Source organism: Arsukibacterium perlucidum DSM 18276, assembly GCF_000382165.1.
Classification (GTDB): domain Bacteria; phylum Pseudomonadota; class Gammaproteobacteria; order Enterobacterales; family Alteromonadaceae; genus Alishewanella; species Alishewanella perlucidum.
The window spans coordinates 13,134-30,035 of the sequence record NZ_KB907736.1 but is presented as its reverse complement, the minus strand read 5'-3'; the positions used below and the strand labels follow the sequence as shown (position 1 = coordinate 30,035).

Annotated in this window: 14 protein-coding genes; 4 read left to right on the top strand and 10 right to left on the bottom strand. The window is 49.1% G+C overall.

The features are described 5' to 3' along the window. Positions 1-56 precede the first annotated feature (56 nt). Genes H141_RS0118015 through H141_RS0117990 form a run of 6 tightly spaced genes read right to left on the bottom strand, consistent with a single transcriptional unit; the run spans position 57 to position 5,447 of the window. Entirely contained in the window at positions 57-563 is a 507-nt protein-coding gene (locus tag H141_RS0118015) for a DUF411 domain-containing protein (RefSeq protein WP_019677685.1), read from the bottom strand. Positions 564-583: 20 nt separating this feature from the next. Next, positions 584-1,069: a YybH family protein gene (locus tag H141_RS0118010; protein WP_008985535.1), complete on the bottom strand. Its 486-nt coding sequence runs from the start codon at positions 1,067-1,069 to the stop codon at positions 584-586. 38 nt (positions 1,070-1,107) lie between these two features. Continuing rightward, the gene (locus H141_RS0118005) at positions 1,108-2,001 is read right to left on the bottom strand and encodes a CopD family protein (RefSeq protein ID WP_019677684.1); all 894 of its coding nucleotides are present in this window, start codon (positions 1,999-2,001) and stop codon (positions 1,108-1,110) included. A gap of 17 nt (positions 2,002-2,018) precedes the next feature. After that, the gene (locus tag H141_RS0118000; RefSeq protein WP_008985533.1) at positions 2,019-2,414 is read right to left on the bottom strand and encodes a copper resistance CopC family protein; all 396 of its coding nucleotides are present in this window, start codon (positions 2,412-2,414) and stop codon (positions 2,019-2,021) included. Positions 2,415-2,463: 49 nt separating this feature from the next. After that, a complete protein-coding gene (locus tag H141_RS0117995) occupies positions 2,464-3,639 on the bottom strand; it encodes a copper resistance protein B (RefSeq protein ID WP_019677683.1) in 1,176 nt (391 codons plus the stop codon). Next, positions 3,636-5,447 (bottom strand): copper resistance system multicopper oxidase, encoded by a 1,812-nt coding sequence (locus tag H141_RS0117990; RefSeq protein ID WP_019677682.1) that lies wholly within the window; start codon positions 5,445-5,447, stop codon positions 3,636-3,638. The genes H141_RS0117995 and H141_RS0117990 overlap by 4 nt, the downstream gene beginning before the upstream one ends. Before the next feature lie 166 nt (positions 5,448-5,613). Between H141_RS0117990 and H141_RS0117985 the strand changes: the two genes are divergently transcribed. Together H141_RS0117985 and H141_RS0117980 are read left to right on the top strand one after the other, a co-directional pair. Then, complete coding sequence (locus H141_RS0117985; protein ID WP_026349545.1) at positions 5,614-6,300, top strand: heavy metal response regulator transcription factor; 687 nt, start codon at positions 5,614-5,616, stop codon at positions 6,298-6,300. Further along, positions 6,281-7,687: a heavy metal sensor histidine kinase gene (locus tag H141_RS0117980; RefSeq protein ID WP_240473144.1), complete on the top strand. Its 1,407-nt coding sequence runs from the start codon at positions 6,281-6,283 to the stop codon at positions 7,685-7,687. The genes H141_RS0117985 and H141_RS0117980 overlap by 20 nt, the downstream gene beginning before the upstream one ends. Before the next feature lie 54 nt (positions 7,688-7,741). Here the strand turns inward: H141_RS0117980 and H141_RS0117975 are convergent, their stop codons facing one another. The 3 genes from H141_RS0117975 to H141_RS0117965 form a co-directional block, all read right to left on the bottom strand. Further along, a complete protein-coding gene (locus tag H141_RS0117975; protein WP_008224197.1) occupies positions 7,742-9,589 on the bottom strand; it encodes a 2Fe-2S iron-sulfur cluster-binding protein in 1,848 nt (615 codons plus the stop codon). After that, positions 9,586-10,344: a PepSY domain-containing protein gene (locus tag H141_RS0117970; protein WP_008224194.1), complete on the bottom strand. Its 759-nt coding sequence runs from the start codon at positions 10,342-10,344 to the stop codon at positions 9,586-9,588. Before H141_RS0117970 ends, H141_RS0117975 begins: the two co-directional genes overlap by 4 nt. Before the next feature lie 160 nt (positions 10,345-10,504). After that, a complete protein-coding gene (locus H141_RS0117965; RefSeq protein ID WP_008224192.1) occupies positions 10,505-13,180 on the bottom strand; it encodes a TonB-dependent receptor in 2,676 nt (891 codons plus the stop codon). A gap of 369 nt (positions 13,181-13,549) precedes the next feature. Here H141_RS0117965 and H141_RS0117960 point away from each other — a divergent pair, with 369 nt between their 5' ends. Further along, on the top strand, positions 13,550-14,254 hold the full coding sequence (locus H141_RS0117960; protein ID WP_019677678.1) for a UTRA domain-containing protein: 705 nt from the start codon (positions 13,550-13,552) through the stop codon (positions 14,252-14,254). Positions 14,255-14,705: 451 nt separating this feature from the next. Here the strand turns inward: H141_RS0117960 and H141_RS0117955 are convergent, their stop codons facing one another. Beyond that, positions 14,706-16,151, bottom strand: coding sequence for a glycosyltransferase family protein (locus tag H141_RS0117955; RefSeq protein WP_019677677.1), 1,446 nt, complete (start codon positions 16,149-16,151; stop codon positions 14,706-14,708). On the opposite strand from H141_RS0117955, the gene H141_RS0117950 reads away from it, so the two are divergent. Continuing rightward, on the top strand, positions 16,129-16,824 hold the full coding sequence (locus H141_RS0117950; RefSeq protein ID WP_019677676.1) for an SOS response-associated peptidase family protein: 696 nt from the start codon (positions 16,129-16,131) through the stop codon (positions 16,822-16,824). The two genes, H141_RS0117955 and H141_RS0117950, sit on opposite strands and share 23 nt — an antisense overlap. Positions 16,825-16,902: the final 78 nt, after the last annotated feature.

The following is a 16,902-nucleotide window of genomic DNA, read 5'->3' as shown; positions in this document are numbered from 1 at the left end:
AGTGATTTAGTTGTCATTACAGCACCGCGTAGCAGCAAGGATTGACACTACACTACTTACTGCATGGCAGCATCACTGATGTGAGCGTAAACGCTGGCGCTGCCATCTTTATGCAGCAGCAGAATGTCGTACGGCATAAAGCGGCCTTCCACTTCCATACCCGGTGATCCAAGCGGCATCGCCGGTACACTCAGGCCAATTGCATCCGGGTGCGACTCAGCAAGAAATTTCCGGATGTATTTAGCAGGGATATGGCCTTCAAAGGCATAGCCCTGCTCCGATACGGCGGTGTGACAGGAATAATACTGTGGCGTGATGCCATAGCGCTCTTTTATGCCGCTTAGATCATCATAGTCTTTCGTCTGTGCAACCACTCCCTGCTGTTCAAGGTGCGATACCCACTTTTTACAGCAACCGCAGCTTGGCGTTTTGTATACCGTGAGGGTTAGTGCTGCTGCACTGTCGGGCACAGCTGTAGTTTCCGGTTTAGCCGGGCCGGCGTCTTTACAGCCGGCCAGTAACGCAGTGGCTGCCAGCATTGCCGCTATCAGAGTTAACTTCATAGTGCTCTCCCGCTGTTGCCTTAGTGCGACCAGTGCACATGCACGATCTTCCAACCGGCGCCTGTATCTACCAGCACCAGCGTTTCTTTACTGATAACGTCAACCGGCTTGCCTTTATAGTCGCCAGTCAGTTGGCTACGGCTAACCGAATAGGCCACCTTGCCCAGCACCTTGGTCTGATGCTCCAGCGCTTCTACCTGTACCGCCGCCATAAATTTCATATCAGCCAGCATATGGTGGCTGGCATACTCGTCAGCCGAGCGCTCTACGCCATTACCTTCGACAATCAGCACGTCATCTGCCAGCATGGCGCGCACCGCTTTGGCATCGCCAGCGCGTAACGCCTGATGAAACGCTTTTACCGCCTGAGCGGCAGCGGTGCTTTCGCCGACGAACAAGGCCGGGGCGGCAGGTTTTTCATTGCCGTGCGCCAGCGCACTAACGGGAGAGAGTAACGCCAGGCCCAGGCTGATGGCAGACAGCGTTTGAATTTTATTGCGAAACATATTAGGTATCCTGTTGTAATTATTAGAATAAAGCGGGCTTAATGGGCTAAGCCCACCACAGTGGTAAAGCTGCTACTGGTTGCCAGTACCAATAGCGCTAACAGCATTTCGATAAAAATAGACCGTGCCAGCAACCGGCTGTTCTGATGTTGCGCCAGCGCTTTGACCAGACTAAATTTGTGCCAGGCAGCCAGCAGTAACATGGCCGCTACCAACATCAACTTAAACAACATTAAGCGGCCATAGTCGGTGACAAACAGTGCACTGGGCGAGTCGAGCAGTTGCAGTAAAATCAACACGCCACAGCTGATAAGCAGTACCAGCAGGTAGAGCGCAACCTGGCCAAACTGCCCCATCAGCGCCACCAGCCTGTCTGGTGCTAAGCGATAACAGCTTTGCCATAGCGGCAGCAACGCGCCTACCCAGGCCGAAATTGCCAGCACATGCAGCGTCAGTAACAGTGGCCACAGGCCTGCCAAACTGGCAACATGGCCGGTTTGGCTGAAACTGGCGGCCAGCAATAACGCGGCCAGGCTAACTACCGCAATGCTCACTACCGCTTTGCCGCTGTGTTTAACGCGCCAGGCCCAAAGCCACAGCGCTGCATAACCGCATAACCATAAAAGCAGCTGGGTGCGCATTGCCGATTGCCAAACCATCTGTAGCATCAGCCTGTCGGCCATGCCAGCTACGCCTGTTTCGGCCAGCGCACCAGCCTGCAGCGGCAGATACAGTAACGCCAGCACCATACCTGCGGCCGACCACCCCAGTACAAGGCGTTTTAACCACAGCCGAAAGGCAAGGCTATCAAACTGTGGCTGAGCCAGCGCCGGCAACTGCAGCAAAAACGCCGCACCAATACTGCCGCTAACCGCTAAATAACTCAGCAGCTTGTGGGCGAATAAGGCTAATACCCAGGTATCGCTAAACATCGCCAATCTCCAGCCATCTAGTGCTGATGCGCGTGCGCGCTATCAGCTTTCCCCCCGGCGTCAGCGCTGGCGTGGAGCATAAAACTGAAATCACCTTTCATTTTATGACCGTCTTCGCCCAAACCTACCCAGTTAACCTGATAACTACCGATCTCCAGCACTGGCAACGGCCAGCTAAACTGCGTGGCGACAGCGGTGGGCGTAAAGCCAAAATCGACAGTGTTACCGTTATCGTGCAACAGCGTGACTTTCGTCAGCCGGATCGGGCCACTAAAGCTGATACTGAGTACATCCGGCGCCTGCATGAGCATGGCGTTATCCGCCGGTACCGAGCCGCTTTGTTTAACATGCGCCAGTACGGGTCCGGCAAACGCCAAACAGAGCAGGGTAAGCAGCGAGATTAATTTGTTCATGTTGACCACCTTATTTATTAACATCCAAATTGATTAAAACCCTGATCTATTAAAACCAGAACCGCACACCGGCAACCCAGGATGTTTCTGCTGTCGATGCATCCTGCAGGCGGGCAAAATCTGCCGTGTTACCATATTTGTTCTGCCACTCGACCCCGACATAGGGCGCAAACTGGCGGCTAAATTCATAGCGTAGCCGAAGCCCGGCGCCCAGTGAAGACAGGCCTTTACCCAGCTGATTGACTGCATCGTCTTTGCCATAGGCGGTTAGCTCCGCCCGGGCCTGCAGGATCAGGCGCTGCGTTAACAGCAGCTCGTATTCTGCCTCGGCACTTAACGCGGTGCGACCACCACTGCCCAGATAAGCCGTGACATCCACTTCAAACCAGTACGGCGCTAGGCCCTGCACACCCAATGCTAACCACTGCCGGTTGGTGCCATCGGCAACCTGATCCAGGCGCAGCCCAAGCTGACCATCCCAATAGGCTGCTATCGCGTGGCTCCATAACAGCTCGGTGCTGCTCTCTTCCAGCTTGCCGTCACTGACTTCAGCTTCGGTTTTCAGCACCAACCGATCATAGGTCGTACCATACCAGGCTTGCAGCTCCAGTTCGCCAGCTTCACTGTCGGCATTGTATTCCAGCCGATCGCCCAGCACGGACCACTGTGAATGTTCAACACCGTGTTTTAAATGGCGTGAATCGGCCATGCCATAGGGCCCGTCAGTCAGGGTGTAGCCGTTGGAGTAGGCATGTGGATCGCGGGCATTAGCCGGCGCCTTACCGCCTTGCATCTGCATATCGGCATGGTTCATCGTGCTGTGATCCATACTGCTGTGATCCACGGCCTGCTCAGCATGGGTCATTTCACTATGGTTCATCTCGGTATGATCCATTTTGCTATGGTCCACTTCGCTGTGGTCCATCTGGCTATGGTCTACGGCCTGCTCAGCGTGGCCCATTTTACTGTGGTCCATGCCGCTATGATCCATCTGACTGTGATCCATGTCACTAGGGTTCGTCTGGCTATGGTCAACCGCCTGCTCAGCGTGGTTCATCTTGCTATGATCCATTTTGCCGTGGTCCATTTTGCTGTGGTCCATGCCACTGTGCGTTGGTACCGGCGGTTTCTCAGTGGCGTTCTGCGCTGCCACGCCAGGGCTGAGCGCCACAGTACAGGCCAGCGCCAGCAGCGACAAGGTTAGCGTTACGTTGGCTGTTTTCATGACACCACCACTTCTCTGAACATACCCGCATCCATATGGAACAATAAATGACAATGCCAGGCCCAGCGCCCGACATCATGCGGCGTGGTTAAAAAGCTGATGCGCTGCGCCGGTTGCACCGGAATGGTATGGCGGCGTACCTGTACGGCACCGTTGTCACTTTCCAGATCACTCCACATACCGTGTAAATGCATCGGGTGGGTCATCATGGTGTCGTTTTGCAAGATCACCCGGATACGCTGATTGTGCTTCATATGCACCGGTGTGCTTTTACTAAACTCTAAGCCATCGAATGACCAGGTGTAGCGCTCCATATTGCCGGTCAGATGCAGCTCAATTTCCGCCTCCGGGCCGCCCGGCTCAATAATACCGTCCAGCGAATGTAAATCGGCCAGGGTCAGCGCGCGCCGCCCGGTATTGCGCAAACCAATGCCCGGATCGTCCAGGTTGGTTCTTGGCATATCCACCCGCATATCCACCGACGGGCCATACTCGGTGCTGGCATGACGCACAGTTGAACTGGCTTTGGCATAAGGCACCGCCGGGCCATGCTGACTGTGATCGATAGCCATAGCACCATGCTGGCTATGATCTTCCGCGCCATTGCCGTGCGCCATCGCGCTGTGGCCGTGGCTGTGGCTGTCGCTTGCGCCATGATTCATATTACCCATCATGTCAGCCATCGTCAGCCACTCCACCGGATCCAGTGCCGGCACCGGGGCGTGCAAGCTCTCGGCCACGGCCAGGGTACCGCGGGCATAGCCACTGCGGTCCATGCTCTGGGCAAAAATGGTGTAGGCATCATTTTGCGGCGAGACGACAACATCATAGGTTTCGCCCGGGCCAAAGCGGAACTCATCTACCGTTACCGGGTGTACATTCTGGCCGTCAGCCTGCACCACAGTCATTTTCAGCTCGGGAATACGCACATCAAAAAAGCTGTTGCTGGAGCCATTGATAAACCGCAGCCGCACGCGCTCACCGCGCTTAAATAGGCCGCGCCAGTTTGCCAGCGGCGAACTGCCATTCATTAAATACGTAAAAGTGGCCGCGGAGATATCCGCCAGATCGGTGGGGTTCATCCGCATTTGCTGCCACATCTGCCGTTTCGCCAGCGCCGCGTCCAGCCCTCTGTCAGTGATATCGCGCAGCATGTCCTGCACTGTTGGCTGATTAAAATTGTACAAATCACTTTGCACTTTTAATTTGCGAAACACAGTGTGTGGATCTTCATCGGTCCAGTCAGATAGTTGCACCACATATTCGCGGTCAGCTTGGATAATATCCTGCTCTTTCGGCTCAATGATCAGCGCGCCATACATGCCGGTCATTTCCTGAAAGCCACTGTGCGAGTGATACCAGTAAGTACCGCTTTGCTTTAGCGTAAAACGATAGACAAAGGTTTCACCGGGCATAATGCCTCTGAAGCTCATGCCGGGTACGCCGTCCATCTGGTACGGCAGAATGATACCGTGCCAGTGAATTGAGCTCGGCACAGATAAGGTATTGGTTACCCGTATGGTCACGTCATCGCCTTCTCGCAACCGTAACGTCGGTGCCGGAATCGAGCCGTTGATGGTGGTGGCTTTGCTAACCATGCCGGTAAAATTCACCAGTGCTTCGCCGATGGTTAAATCAATCACCTTGCCGCTTAGCTCAGTAGCATAGCCGGTAAAAGCATTGTCTTTAAAAGTGCTCCCCGCCCGGACAATATGCGGAAAGCCTGCCAACACGCCTCCCACCGCCAGCCCCTGCACAAACCGGCGCCGTGACACAGATAGCGGCATCATGGTTTTGGCTTTTGTCATCTGGAACCTCCAATACATTTTGTATGCTAAGCAGTATAGTGTACGAAACTGTCAGCAGCATGACCTGAACATGACAAAGTTGTAATCTTAGCGTCATGTTGCTGTGCGGCGGTTTATGGCCTAATACTGCCAGAGCTATGCCAGATCCATGTTTGGGGAGAACAAGGTGCGTTTGCTGATTGTAGAAGATGAACAAAAAACCGGTGACTATTTAAAGCAAGGCCTGAGCGAAGCCGGTTTTCAGGTGTCACTGGTCAGAAATGGCCTGGACGGTCATCATCTGGCGATGACAGAAGATTTCGATTTAATCATGCTGGATGTGATGCTGCCGGACGTCAGCGGCTTACGTATTGTTCAGGCGCTAAGAGAAAATCATAACCATACGCCGGTACTATTTCTGTCGGCCCGCGACAGCGTCGACGACAGGGTGAAAGGCCTGGAGCTTGGCGCCGACGACTACCTGATCAAACCCTTTGCTTTCTCAGAGGTGCTGGCACGGGTCAGAACCCTGCTACGGCGTGGTCAGGCCGCACCGCAGTCAGAATTATTACAGGTTGCCGATTTACAACTGGATATTGCTAAGCGTAAAGCTAGTCGTAGCGGTGCCAAAATAGCGCTGAGTAATCAGGAATTTAGTTTGCTTGAACTGCTAATGCGCCGCCGTGGTGAAGTTCTGCCGCGCTCGTTAATCGCCTCGCAGGTATGGGATATGAATTTTGACAGCGACACCAATGTGATTGACGTTGCTATTCGCCGCTTGCGCGGCAAAATTGATGACGGCTTTGCGGCAAAACTGATCCATACCGTGCGCGGTATGGGCTATAAACTGGACGATGAGCAATCTGATGCATAACGCTGGCACACGCCCCCTGTCGATCACCGTTCGCGTGGTGCTTTTTGTCGCGCTGACCATTTCGGTTTGCCTGTTTTTCGTGCAGCAATTGCTACTGAGCTCAGTCGAACATCACTTTATCGAGCAGGATGTCGACGAATTAGCTGTGATCCTGCATGCGGTTGAGCACACGATGACTGCCGGGCAGAACGGCCAGCAACAGCCGGCGCAGACGCTCTCCAAAGCGGTATCGGGCCATCACGGTGTTTACTATCAGGTGATGGATAGCCAGAACCGCTTAGTCTACCGTAACGCCGAAATTGATTTAAGCTTGCTAGCGGCCAATACCCCGGCCAGTGCCGACTACAATGCCAAAACCATCCACAATTGGCAGCTGGACGGCAAAGCCTATCGCGGCGTGTTCAGCCTTTTCACCACGGCAGATCAGCAGTATCAGGTGATTGCCGCTATCGACATCAGTTTTCATGAACATTTCTTGCAGCAGTTACAGCGTAGCCTGGGGCTGATTTTACTTGGCTCCGCCCTGCTTACTCTACTGGCGGCCTGGCTTGCAGTGCACCAGGGGCTAAACCCACTTCGGGGTTTAAGCGCGCAAATGCGTGATATTCAAACCAATAAACTGGATATTCGCTTATCACCGGGCGAGGTCCCGGCCGAGCTGCGGCATATGGTGCAGTCTTTTAATCTGATGTTAGACCGGCTGGAGCAAGGGTTTACCAAGCTGTCGCACTTTAGTGCCGATATTGCGCATGAGCTACGAACACCGCTGACCAATATGATCACGCAAACCCAGGTTAGTTTATCGCGCGCGCGCAGCGCCGACGAGTACCAGAATCTGCTGTTCTCCAATCTGGAGGAGCTGGAGCGGCTGAATAAAATGATAAGCGATATGTTGTGGTTAGCGAAAAGCCAGAACGGTTTACTCACACTGCAAAAGCAAACGTTAAATCTGGCGGACGAAATTCAGGCGATTTTTGACTTTTTTGAAGCCCTTGCTGAAGAGTCTGGTGTTAGTTTGCATTTTTCCGGTCCGGTAATTTTGGTGCAGGCTGATCGCACCTTACTGCGACATGCTTTAACCAATCTGCTGTCAAACGCATTGAGATACACTGCTCAGAGCCAAAGCATTACAGTAACAACAGCACTGGCATCACCAGACTCGATCACTATCAGCGTCGAAAATCCTGGACCGCCTATTCCTCCGGAACATTTACCGTATTTATTTGAGCGCTTTTATCGTGCAGATCAATCAAGGCAACGGCATAGTGAAGGTGCCGGTTTAGGGTTGGCTATTACCAAAGCCATTGTGGAAGCACACGAAGGACAAATTAATGTCGAATCAGATTTAGAGAGCACGCGTTTTGTGATCAGACTTAAAACAGCCTGATCACAGCTTCAAAGTAAAAACTGCGCGGAATCGTCCCACGCAGTTCCGTTTTAGCTAGCTAAATTCATCAAAGGCAATATTACTTTCTGGCACACCTTTGTCGCGCAGCAACCGAATAGTGTCATCCATTAAGCCTTTAGGCCCACACAAATAAAACTCAGGTTCACCTTGCTCAACCACATTCTGCCAGTTTAACGCCAGCACGTGCTGAGCATAGCCAGTCGCACCAAGCCAGCCTTTGTCCGGTCGTGACAACACCGGGTAGTAATGAAAATGCGGATACTGCTTCGCCAACTCATAAAAGTAATCAACGTAAATCACATCATTTTCGTTGCGAGCGCCGTAAAAGAAATGCAGCGGGCGTGGTGGCTTATCACCTTTATTATTCCGATGCAGTGCTAACTGTTCTTCGATCAGCGCTTTAAGTGGCGCCATGCCTGAACCTGCGCCAACCAGTACCATTGTCTTATCGCTACCGGGGCTAGCGTAAAACTCTTCAAAAGGCCCCAAGGCCTCAACCCGGTCGCCAATGCGTAAGTTACCCAGATAGTTCGAACCGATACCGGGTAGTACGGACGGGTTCTTAGCACTTTGTAGTTTAATGACAAACACTAACTCGTTTGTCGTATCATCTATGCCAGCCAAGGAATAGCTCCTGCTACAGGCACCGTGTTGATAGTTTAATCGGTCAATATGCTGCCAGTCCTGTTGTAGCAACTCAGGCACATCCAAGGGCACCGAACAGCCACTTGCCTCAGGGATAAAGAAGCGCATAAATGCACCAGCTTTATATCGCATAGGAATCTTCGATTGAGTAGTAAAGCGCAACTCTTTAATAAAAGGGCTTAAAAATTTACTGCTAACTAATTCCAACTGGTACTTCTTCGCATCAGTTATGTCCATTAATGTCATATGTTCAACATCATCACTGAAGTGCTGACAAGCCAACCGGTAACCCTGTTCTAGTTCGAAGGCACTAAAATGCTGCAGATCCGCAGCGGTAGATTTAACATTTTGATTTATCATAATGCGGCATCGACCACAGGTACCGCCACCGCCACAAGTTGAAGGCAAGATAATATTGTGCTCAACCAAACCATCTAATAAATTTTTATGATTGGAAAAAGCCACCTGTCCCAGACTTTTTTGGTTACGGTCAAATAACTTAACGGTGGTTTTGCGAGCAAACAGCTTAATTTTATACTGGCCGCGTAGAGCCAGATCTATGGTCCAGACTAGACCTGTACCGCTAAGCCATAGGGCAATAAAGGCAAACACTATCATTAGCGCGCTGTTAAAACTGCCTTCATTGGCATAATCCATAAAATGCAGTTTCAGGAAAAAGTCGGCCAGGCGTTTATCATCATCACTGTGACCGGCAATACGGCCTGAATCGGCCTCAACATAAACGCTGGTGTTAATTTCATCGGCAAAGTTTACCTGCCACACAGGATTCTTTTGTTTGAGTAAATCGGCAATCGGTGGCTGCAGCAATGTTGCAGACACAATTTCTCCCGGTCCGTTATAGGATGCGCTGGCCAACTGTTTAGCAAAATCAACATCAAGCGTCACTGGCAAACCTGTCCGCGCATCGACCAAACTGTGTTTGTTGACAAAGTTAGCGTACAAACCGCGCTGATGGTTAAGCAAATAATAGGGTTTTTGCGCTAACTCAATTAACGACAGCGTGGTGCTGGGTGCATATTGCCGTAGCACGTCGGCTGGCTCCTGCAACGCCAGCGTATTCCAGGCCAGCGACGGATGCTGATGCACTTTGTAAGTGTGTCCTGCCGCTTTGGTATGATCCATAAAGTTGAAGTACATGCCACTACCCAGCCAGATAAGAAACTGAACACCGACGATAACGGAGGCCCATTTATGGATTTTTCTGACCAAATTCATCGTGCTACTCCTGCTACGTGACTGTCATTGCTATCAGGAGCAAGTAATGCTTCATCTGCTTTGCGAAACACGCGGAAATAGGCCAGCACTAGTCCCAGTACCGAGGCTAAAATGCCTAACATGGTGAACCAGAACAACAGGCTGTTATCAATATCTGCACCATCGTCATAATCCATCACATGAAAGCGGAACATCCAGTCAAACAGGCGCCAGAAACTATGCCGTTTACCAACCAATAATCCCGTCTCAGCAGACACATAAATTGCCGGGGCGCCGAAGTCCGTGAAATTTACCCTCCAAGCTGGCATGACCGCAGGATTGAGCTCAAACGGGGCGTTTTCACTTATCAACTCAGCACTTTCGACTGTGCCTGCACCGCTATAATAGAAGCGGGCAGCTTTTTCTGCCTGAGCCTGGTCTAACGGCGGCATTACAGCGCCGCTACTGGCATCAATGGCTAACTTTTGTTCTTCCAGTGTAAAACGATATACAACCTTATCCAGATAACGCCCCAAGGAAATGGCTTTTGCCTGCGGATAGTGTTGTAACAAACTTTGCAGTGAGTAGGTGACCTGCTGTGGATCGATTTTATCCTGTTCATTATTAACCAAAGTATCGCCATGGATATAATCAATATCCAAAAACACCATATAGGCCCCGGTTACCGACCAAACCATAAACTGCAGGCCAATAAACGCCATCAGCCATTTATGGTATTTTCTGCTGATTTTCAGCAGCCGCATTGATTTATTCATTATCAGCCCTCTAGTGCGGCTGGTTCACACAGCAGCTTAGTAACTGCACATGAAACCATTCGTTCCGTTCAACTCATTGATTTTTACTATTGAATAAAGTAAGCACCTGAGTGGAATGCTTGTATACCATTCCACTCAGGTGCTACCGGTTAACAATGACTTAGAACTGGTAGGTGGCGCGGATGAAGCCGCGGCGTCCTAAAAGATCATATGTCATAACGTCAGTGTTGGCATCGTTCCATGACGTCAGATACGGTGCTTTTTTGTCGAAAATGTTGTCGACACCCAGGCTAAATGTTAACGCATCACTGTAGTACCATGAAGCTGATATATCGGAATAGGTAACTGAACCGACAGATTTACCAAGTGGGTCGGAATCAGTACCATTGACATCATCTGCACTGCCGATATAACGCAAGGAATAGCTTGCTGACCAGTCATCTGTCATCACGCTGTAGCTTAAATTACTACGCCATTCAGTGTAACTTCCTTGGTCCTCAGTAATAAAACCTACTTTGTCGATAGTAGGTTGGCCTTGGAATGGAGTGCTTTCATGTTTTAGCAAACGGGTGATGTCTAAAGTCGCTCGGCTGCTCAAACCAAAAAGGTTAAATTTGTATACCGTGTTAAGGTCAACACCGCTGACAGTTTCTACCGCAGCATTCACCGGGCGCTGATTCAACTCATTAACCTGGTGAGTTACCGGATGCCGGGTAAAGGTATCGCAGAACTTCGCGTTACCGATAGGGTCTTCATAGCATAACCGCAGCATATCGGAACCATTAACAGATGTAATAGCTTCGTCGATTCTAATATCGAAGTAATCTATCGTCGCAGAAAAACCTTCAAGGAATTCAGGCTGCCACACGATACCTACTGTGGTAGTGTCAGCCGTTTCCGGTTCCAGTTTGGGGTTGCCGCCAACACTGGTCAGAATTGTCGTGCCGTCCTGTACAAAATCTGCGGGTACACCTGCCGCCTGGCAGTTTGTAGCTATCGCGCCGGTAGCATTTTCACAAGGGTCTATCGTGCGTAGGTTTTCGCCATTGGTACCGCCGAAGAGCTCAGTAATCACTGGTGCACGAAACGCTGTTGAACGCACAGCACGCAGCATCAGGCTGTCGTTCACACTCCATGTTAAACCCATTTTGTAAGTCGTTTCCGCGCCTGCTGTGTTGTAATCGGAGTATCGTGCAGCTAGTTCAACTGATAACTGTTTAACCAAAAACTCATTGGCCAGCAGAGGGACGGATAACTCACCAAAAATTTCATTGACATCATAACTTCCGCTGATGGGATCCTCTAATCCGTTACGCAGTACCGTGGAATCGGGATCTCGCCATCCTTTTTCTGTTCGACTTTCAGCACCGATAGCAAAACCTAGACCGCCTGCTGGTAGCTCATATAAATAACCATTCATATTTGCAGACCAGACACGCATTTCATTGCCACCGGTTCCTTCACGGCGGTATTTTACGTAATCAATAACGTCTTGCGTCAGCTCGTTTTTCCCGAACCAGTCACCACAAGGAATACCATTGCTGTTGTCATAGGTGCAAATGCTATCATCTAAAGTTTGTGCAGCTCGGTCTGGGTCAATATCAAAGGTCCAGCCATCAGTACCAGTATTGCGGCCATAGTTGTACGATATGTCCCACTCCCAGCCATTGCTTAATACACCGGTTAGCCCCGTTACAACCCGAACAGTATTAGTTTCCTGGAAAAAATAAGGCGCGCCCAGTTCGGTATTACGCCGACGTAAAAACTCTAGATCCTGACCGGTAGGGTTGTATTGAAAATCGGCATCGACTTTGATACCAGCGAAACCATTCCTCGGTGTAACGATTTGCTCCCCCTGCCGGTTAGCGTAACTTGCTTCTACAAACAGCTGCACCGAGTCATTAATGTTGTAGTTAGCAAAGCTGGATATATTTATCCGCTCCATTGGGCTGACAGCATTGAGATAAGGAATGGAGTTAAAACTGTGTATTGCACTGTTATAAGGGCCATAGTTGTTACCGTTCGTGGCGGTATCTGGATCCAAGTTAAACTGAACCTGAGTTCCGTCAGCCAATAACGCACGACCACCTTCGCTGGTGGTGCTGCCAAAACACTCAAAAGTGCCATCTTCTGTACCGTACTTTGAGCATGCAATACGATCAGATTGACGCACCGCAGACGTGTTGTTGTAACTCAAATTTACAACCACATTACCCTTGTCAAATTCGCCGCCCAGTGTCAGGCTCAAATCCTGATTTTCAGCATCGCCCTTATCCGACATACCAGCCTTCACGTTTAGCTCAGCGCCGCTGAACTCTTTTTTGGTGATTATATTCACCACACCGGCCACCGCATCGGCACCATATACAGCCGATGCGCCGTCTTTTAAAACTTCAATTCGCTCAATCATTGATGTCGGGATCATATTCAAATCGACCGAACTATTGGCACCAGTACCTCCGCCGACGACGCGACGGCCATTTAACAATACCAGAGTACGCTTAATACCCAGGCCACGTAAATTGACCTGCGCGGTACCATAACCACCACTGGTCCAGTAAGCGTTGGTAGCGTTACCAGCCACACCAGCTGAAAAAGACATTTCCTGCAGCAGGTTTTCTACATTAGTAATACCTGATGCACTGATATCAGCTGAGGATATAACCGATACTGGACTAGCTGTTTCAATATCGGTACGTTTAATTTTTGAGCCGGTAATTTGAATACGTTCAACTGGCTCACTGTCTTGCGCCTTCGCTTGCGTGGAAACCGCCACCGCACCGGCCATCAACATCGCGGTATATACACGACTAGGCGTCATATTTATTGCTGTCATTGAATGTTCTCCTGAGTAGCATTTGTACCAGCTGAAGCCGGAATTTATTATAAAGTCGCTGCTTGCTCAATTGTTATACAACAGCATACCGGTATATACAACAGCAGTTTTGAAATTAATTTTCTAAGATTGCCTTGGTGAATACCGATTGAGTTGATTAAAAATTGACAGCGTAGCCGCGTGGTATATACTGGCACAGTGTTGCTGACATGTAACTTGTGCGAAACGCCCATTTAGCACCGATCAAACGTGGAAAATCTGTTGGCGGAAGTGCAACCCAGTATAAAATTACCGTTCATGCATTGAGGTGTAATGGTATAGCTGTATATCCACTTCAAACTTATTGTTAATAGGTAATATGGACATTGCATGAAGCTGCCAAAGTACCGCCTCATTTCTAATGAGATTAAAAAGAAGATAAGTGCCAGTTTATGGAAAGCTGGCAGCCAGATCCCGTCGGAAACCGAATTGGCCAACCACTTTTCGGCCAGTAGGATGACCGCGCGAAAAGCCGTCGAAGAGCTGGTCAACAGTGGCGTACTTGAGCGCGTTGCCAGTGTAGGTACATTTGTAAAGGAACCTGCCGCGAAAAGTTCGTTATTGGAAATCCGCAATATCGCAGACGAAATTCGCTCCCGTGGTCATGTGCATAAGATGACCGTGTTAAGCAAGCTGACGCTAATCCCCAACGACGCCATCGCATTTACGCTGTCACTTAATAGCAGAACGGTTTATAAAATTATCATCGTGCACTCAGAGAATGAGCAACCTATTCAGTTGGAAGAACGTTATGTAAATGCTGAACGGGTGCCGTTGTTTTTGCAGCAGGATTTTAGCAAGATAACTGCCAGTGAGTATCTAAACTCAATAGCACCAGTCACTGAAGCTGAAATAACGGTAGAAGCGGTGATGCCTACGAAAATACTAAAGCACAACCTTCAAGTGGACGATGGAGTACCGTGCCTGAAAGTCACCCGGATTACACATTCTCACGGCCAACCGATCTGTTATGCAGTTCTGTATCACCCTGCCAACCGGTTTAAACTCACAAGCCACCTGGATATCAATGCTTGATTTTGCCCATGGTGTAATTCACGTACACTTCGTTTAATATTCAATAATACAGTCTAAATATTACTGGCTCTGACGGTTACTAGGCACTTTGCCATAGCAGATGTGTAGTTCCAGCTAAGAGCTTTGAGGAAAGTATGTGAACAATAAGCCTCTTGCATTACTACAACCTTGTCGCTGAAGATATTTCGCATAAAAAGACATTGACTGCGGATAATCATTCCGTAACTAGGCAGAAAGCAGTGCAAATTCTGCAGGAATGGTATTGGACTGGATTTGTTGTCACTTGTAAAACTTCTCGCTGACAATAGCAAGAAGGGAATTGTTTTGATGTTACCCGGGTATCGCTGTAATCAATGGTATCAGGTGGGCGAATCACATTCTTGCTATACCGAAGCACTGAAAAGCTTAGGAACCCTAATAGACAGAGTTCGGGTTCCAAGGTAAAGCGTTACTACAACATAGCAATTCTGGAACGCCACGTTTCATTGCGCTCTATGATGCTATTGGCATTATTTATCCAACTGCTGTAATGCCCTTCCGACACTGATACTGAAATTTGTTTCAGCTCAGCCATACTATTGTAAAACGCTACGCCATTATCACTTCCGTAAGACTCAAATAAGTAACGTGTAGCACTGCTTAATACAGAGGTTCCTCTTGCTAATGGATAGACAACTCGCTCATGCTGGCCTTGCTCAAAACCGGGTGAATGATGAAGAACAAACCGACTGTTTGAAATCAGGTTTTTTAACTCAGTAAATGGTACTGCCGGCAAGTAGTAATGAGAGTCGTACTGATGCGTCTTATCCCAGTTACTACCGACAATGGTTAGTGCAAGCCCTGCCTGATGACATTCTTTTATCAGCGTATTTCTATCACGCCCTCGTAAATATAAATCGCACCGCCGAAGGAAAGTTACAATCTGATCATTAAGCTGAACGCTTGGCGATATTCCAGACTGCATAAATCCGAGCATTCTTAACACATCTGAAATGCTGCGAACATTAGCGTCGGTTAACTTCGCTGCGATATTCGGGGCGACTTTATTGATTTCAGCAAAATGTGCGCTTTCATCTGTAAATGAGGCTGGAAAAAGAATGCCTTTCTTCTGACTAAAAGGGACATATTCAGCTGATAGTTCAGTATCGCACACTGCATGCGGCCAGAACTGAGCTTGAATACCAAGTTGTGATAGGAAAGTGACATGCTCTTTGTCTACACAGAGAAGCTTTGCTTTGGTGCCATAAAATCGCGGTAACAAGTGGATTGGATGGTCAACTAGGTAAGTGTAAAAAGGGATCGTCGCGAGCTGCGGCAATTTGTTTATCAGCTCAACGGCCAAGGCATTGACCGACAGTGCGAGTTTTAACTGAGCTGTATCAATAAGTGATAGCTGGCTGAGCAGTTCGTCATCGGAGCTTTTATCTTTTAAGCTAACCTCATATACCCGATATCCAAGCAGCTCAAATGCCCGTTTTATACCGTTTATAAAGTCATCAACATCAACCACTTGGCGGCAAGTACAGTGTAAAGGCAACGTACTAAACGTGGGTAAACTTGCCAAGCAATGTTGCATCATATATTTAACGTCTGATCGTTTGCCGTACTGGTTATAACAAATTACCAGTAACTCAGAATATGCATGGATGGCGCTCGGATTGTTAACATATTGGCTGTGCCCGAATGTCTCAGAATATTCGAGCGCAGTATTTTGTTGATACTTATCAATGTCCGCTTTCAGTGAAAAGCGCCGTTTTAATCGAATCTCAGCGAATTTCCGCTTTTGGCACAAACCGGTCCTACCAATTTCCAGACTTGCTTCAACACCAGCTTTGCCCATACTTAAACCGGCAGCAGCAACTTGAAATGAATGTATGTGCGGTAGACTAAACGTCATTGACGATCCCGGCGTTATTGAGCTTTGTGAAGGACTGCAGATCCAGCTATTCCCTGAACACCAAATTTTTGGCAGGTTTATTCGGGCAACTAACCCTGTCAGTATAGTGAGACAAAAAGACGGCGTTCGTAGAATGGATAACGCTATCTGGTGGCTGCTATTAGAGCCATCTGCTACCGGCTTTAAACCATCCAAATACACTTCTTTCAATACCCGGTATGACAAGCTAAATGTTAAGGGTTCTGCCGGTTATCAAGCTTTTAGACATAGCCGTTGCGTGATACCGGTTAAGGGTTTTGGTGAAACGGAGTATGTAAACGGTAAGCCCATTCATTACCACGATATGGTAGCTAAAGACGGAGCCATGCTATTGGGTGGTCTATGCCGGGAGTGGATTAACACAGACACCGGCGAGCTTGCGTTGTCATTCTCAGTGATAACGCTACCACCCCACCCTAAGCTAATGGCCGTTCATACCAAAGCTTCGCCACTGATGTTACCAATCGATATGCAGCTAATTGACAGTTGGCTAAATGAGTTGGTCACAGATCCCTCCATATTTGAGCCTTTACTGCAGCCACGAATACCGTATGACCTAATTGCTCAACAGATAGATAAGCCGAGCACCTACCAGGCTAGCTCAGAGATATTCACCATTTATGCAGATAATTGACGGGCAAATCCTAAACATCAACCCGTCGAATTATAAATGACGATTAGTAGTAACAAATCTCAGTATCACAAGATGCCA

Coding starts and splice junctions, on each gene's coding strand:
- H141_RS0118015 (WP_019677685.1), bottom strand. CDS start 563: ATGAAGTTAACTCTGATAGCGGCAATGCTGGCAGCCACTGCGTTACTG.
- H141_RS0118010 (WP_008985535.1), bottom strand. CDS start 1,069: ATGTTTCGCAATAAAATTCAAACGCTGTCTGCCATCAGCCTGGGCCTG.
- H141_RS0118005 (WP_019677684.1), bottom strand. CDS start 2,001: ATGTTTAGCGATACCTGGGTATTAGCCTTATTCGCCCACAAGCTGCTG.
- H141_RS0118000 (WP_008985533.1), bottom strand. CDS start 2,414: ATGAACAAATTAATCTCGCTGCTTACCCTGCTCTGTTTGGCGTTTGCC.
- H141_RS0117995 (WP_019677683.1), bottom strand. CDS start 3,639: ATGAAAACAGCCAACGTAACGCTAACCTTGTCGCTGCTGGCGCTGGCC.
- H141_RS0117990 (WP_019677682.1), bottom strand. CDS start 5,447: ATGACAAAAGCCAAAACCATGATGCCGCTATCTGTGTCACGGCGCCGG.
- H141_RS0117980 (WP_240473144.1), top strand. CDS start 6,281: ATGAGCAATCTGATGCATAACGCTGGCACACGCCCCCTGTCGATCACC.
- H141_RS0117975 (WP_008224197.1), bottom strand. CDS start 9,589: ATGAATTTGGTCAGAAAAATCCATAAATGGGCCTCCGTTATCGTCGGT.
- H141_RS0117970 (WP_008224194.1), bottom strand. CDS start 10,344: ATGAATAAATCAATGCGGCTGCTGAAAATCAGCAGAAAATACCATAAA.
- H141_RS0117965 (WP_008224192.1), bottom strand. CDS start 13,180: ATGACAGCAATAAATATGACGCCTAGTCGTGTATATACCGCGATGTTG.
- H141_RS0117960 (WP_019677678.1), top strand. CDS start 13,550: ATGAAGCTGCCAAAGTACCGCCTCATTTCTAATGAGATTAAAAAGAAG.
- H141_RS0117950 (WP_019677676.1), top strand. CDS start 16,129: ATGTGCGGTAGACTAAACGTCATTGACGATCCCGGCGTTATTGAGCTT.
- H141_RS0117955 (WP_019677677.1), bottom strand. CDS start 16,151: ATGACGTTTAGTCTACCGCACATACATTCATTTCAAGTTGCTGCTGCC.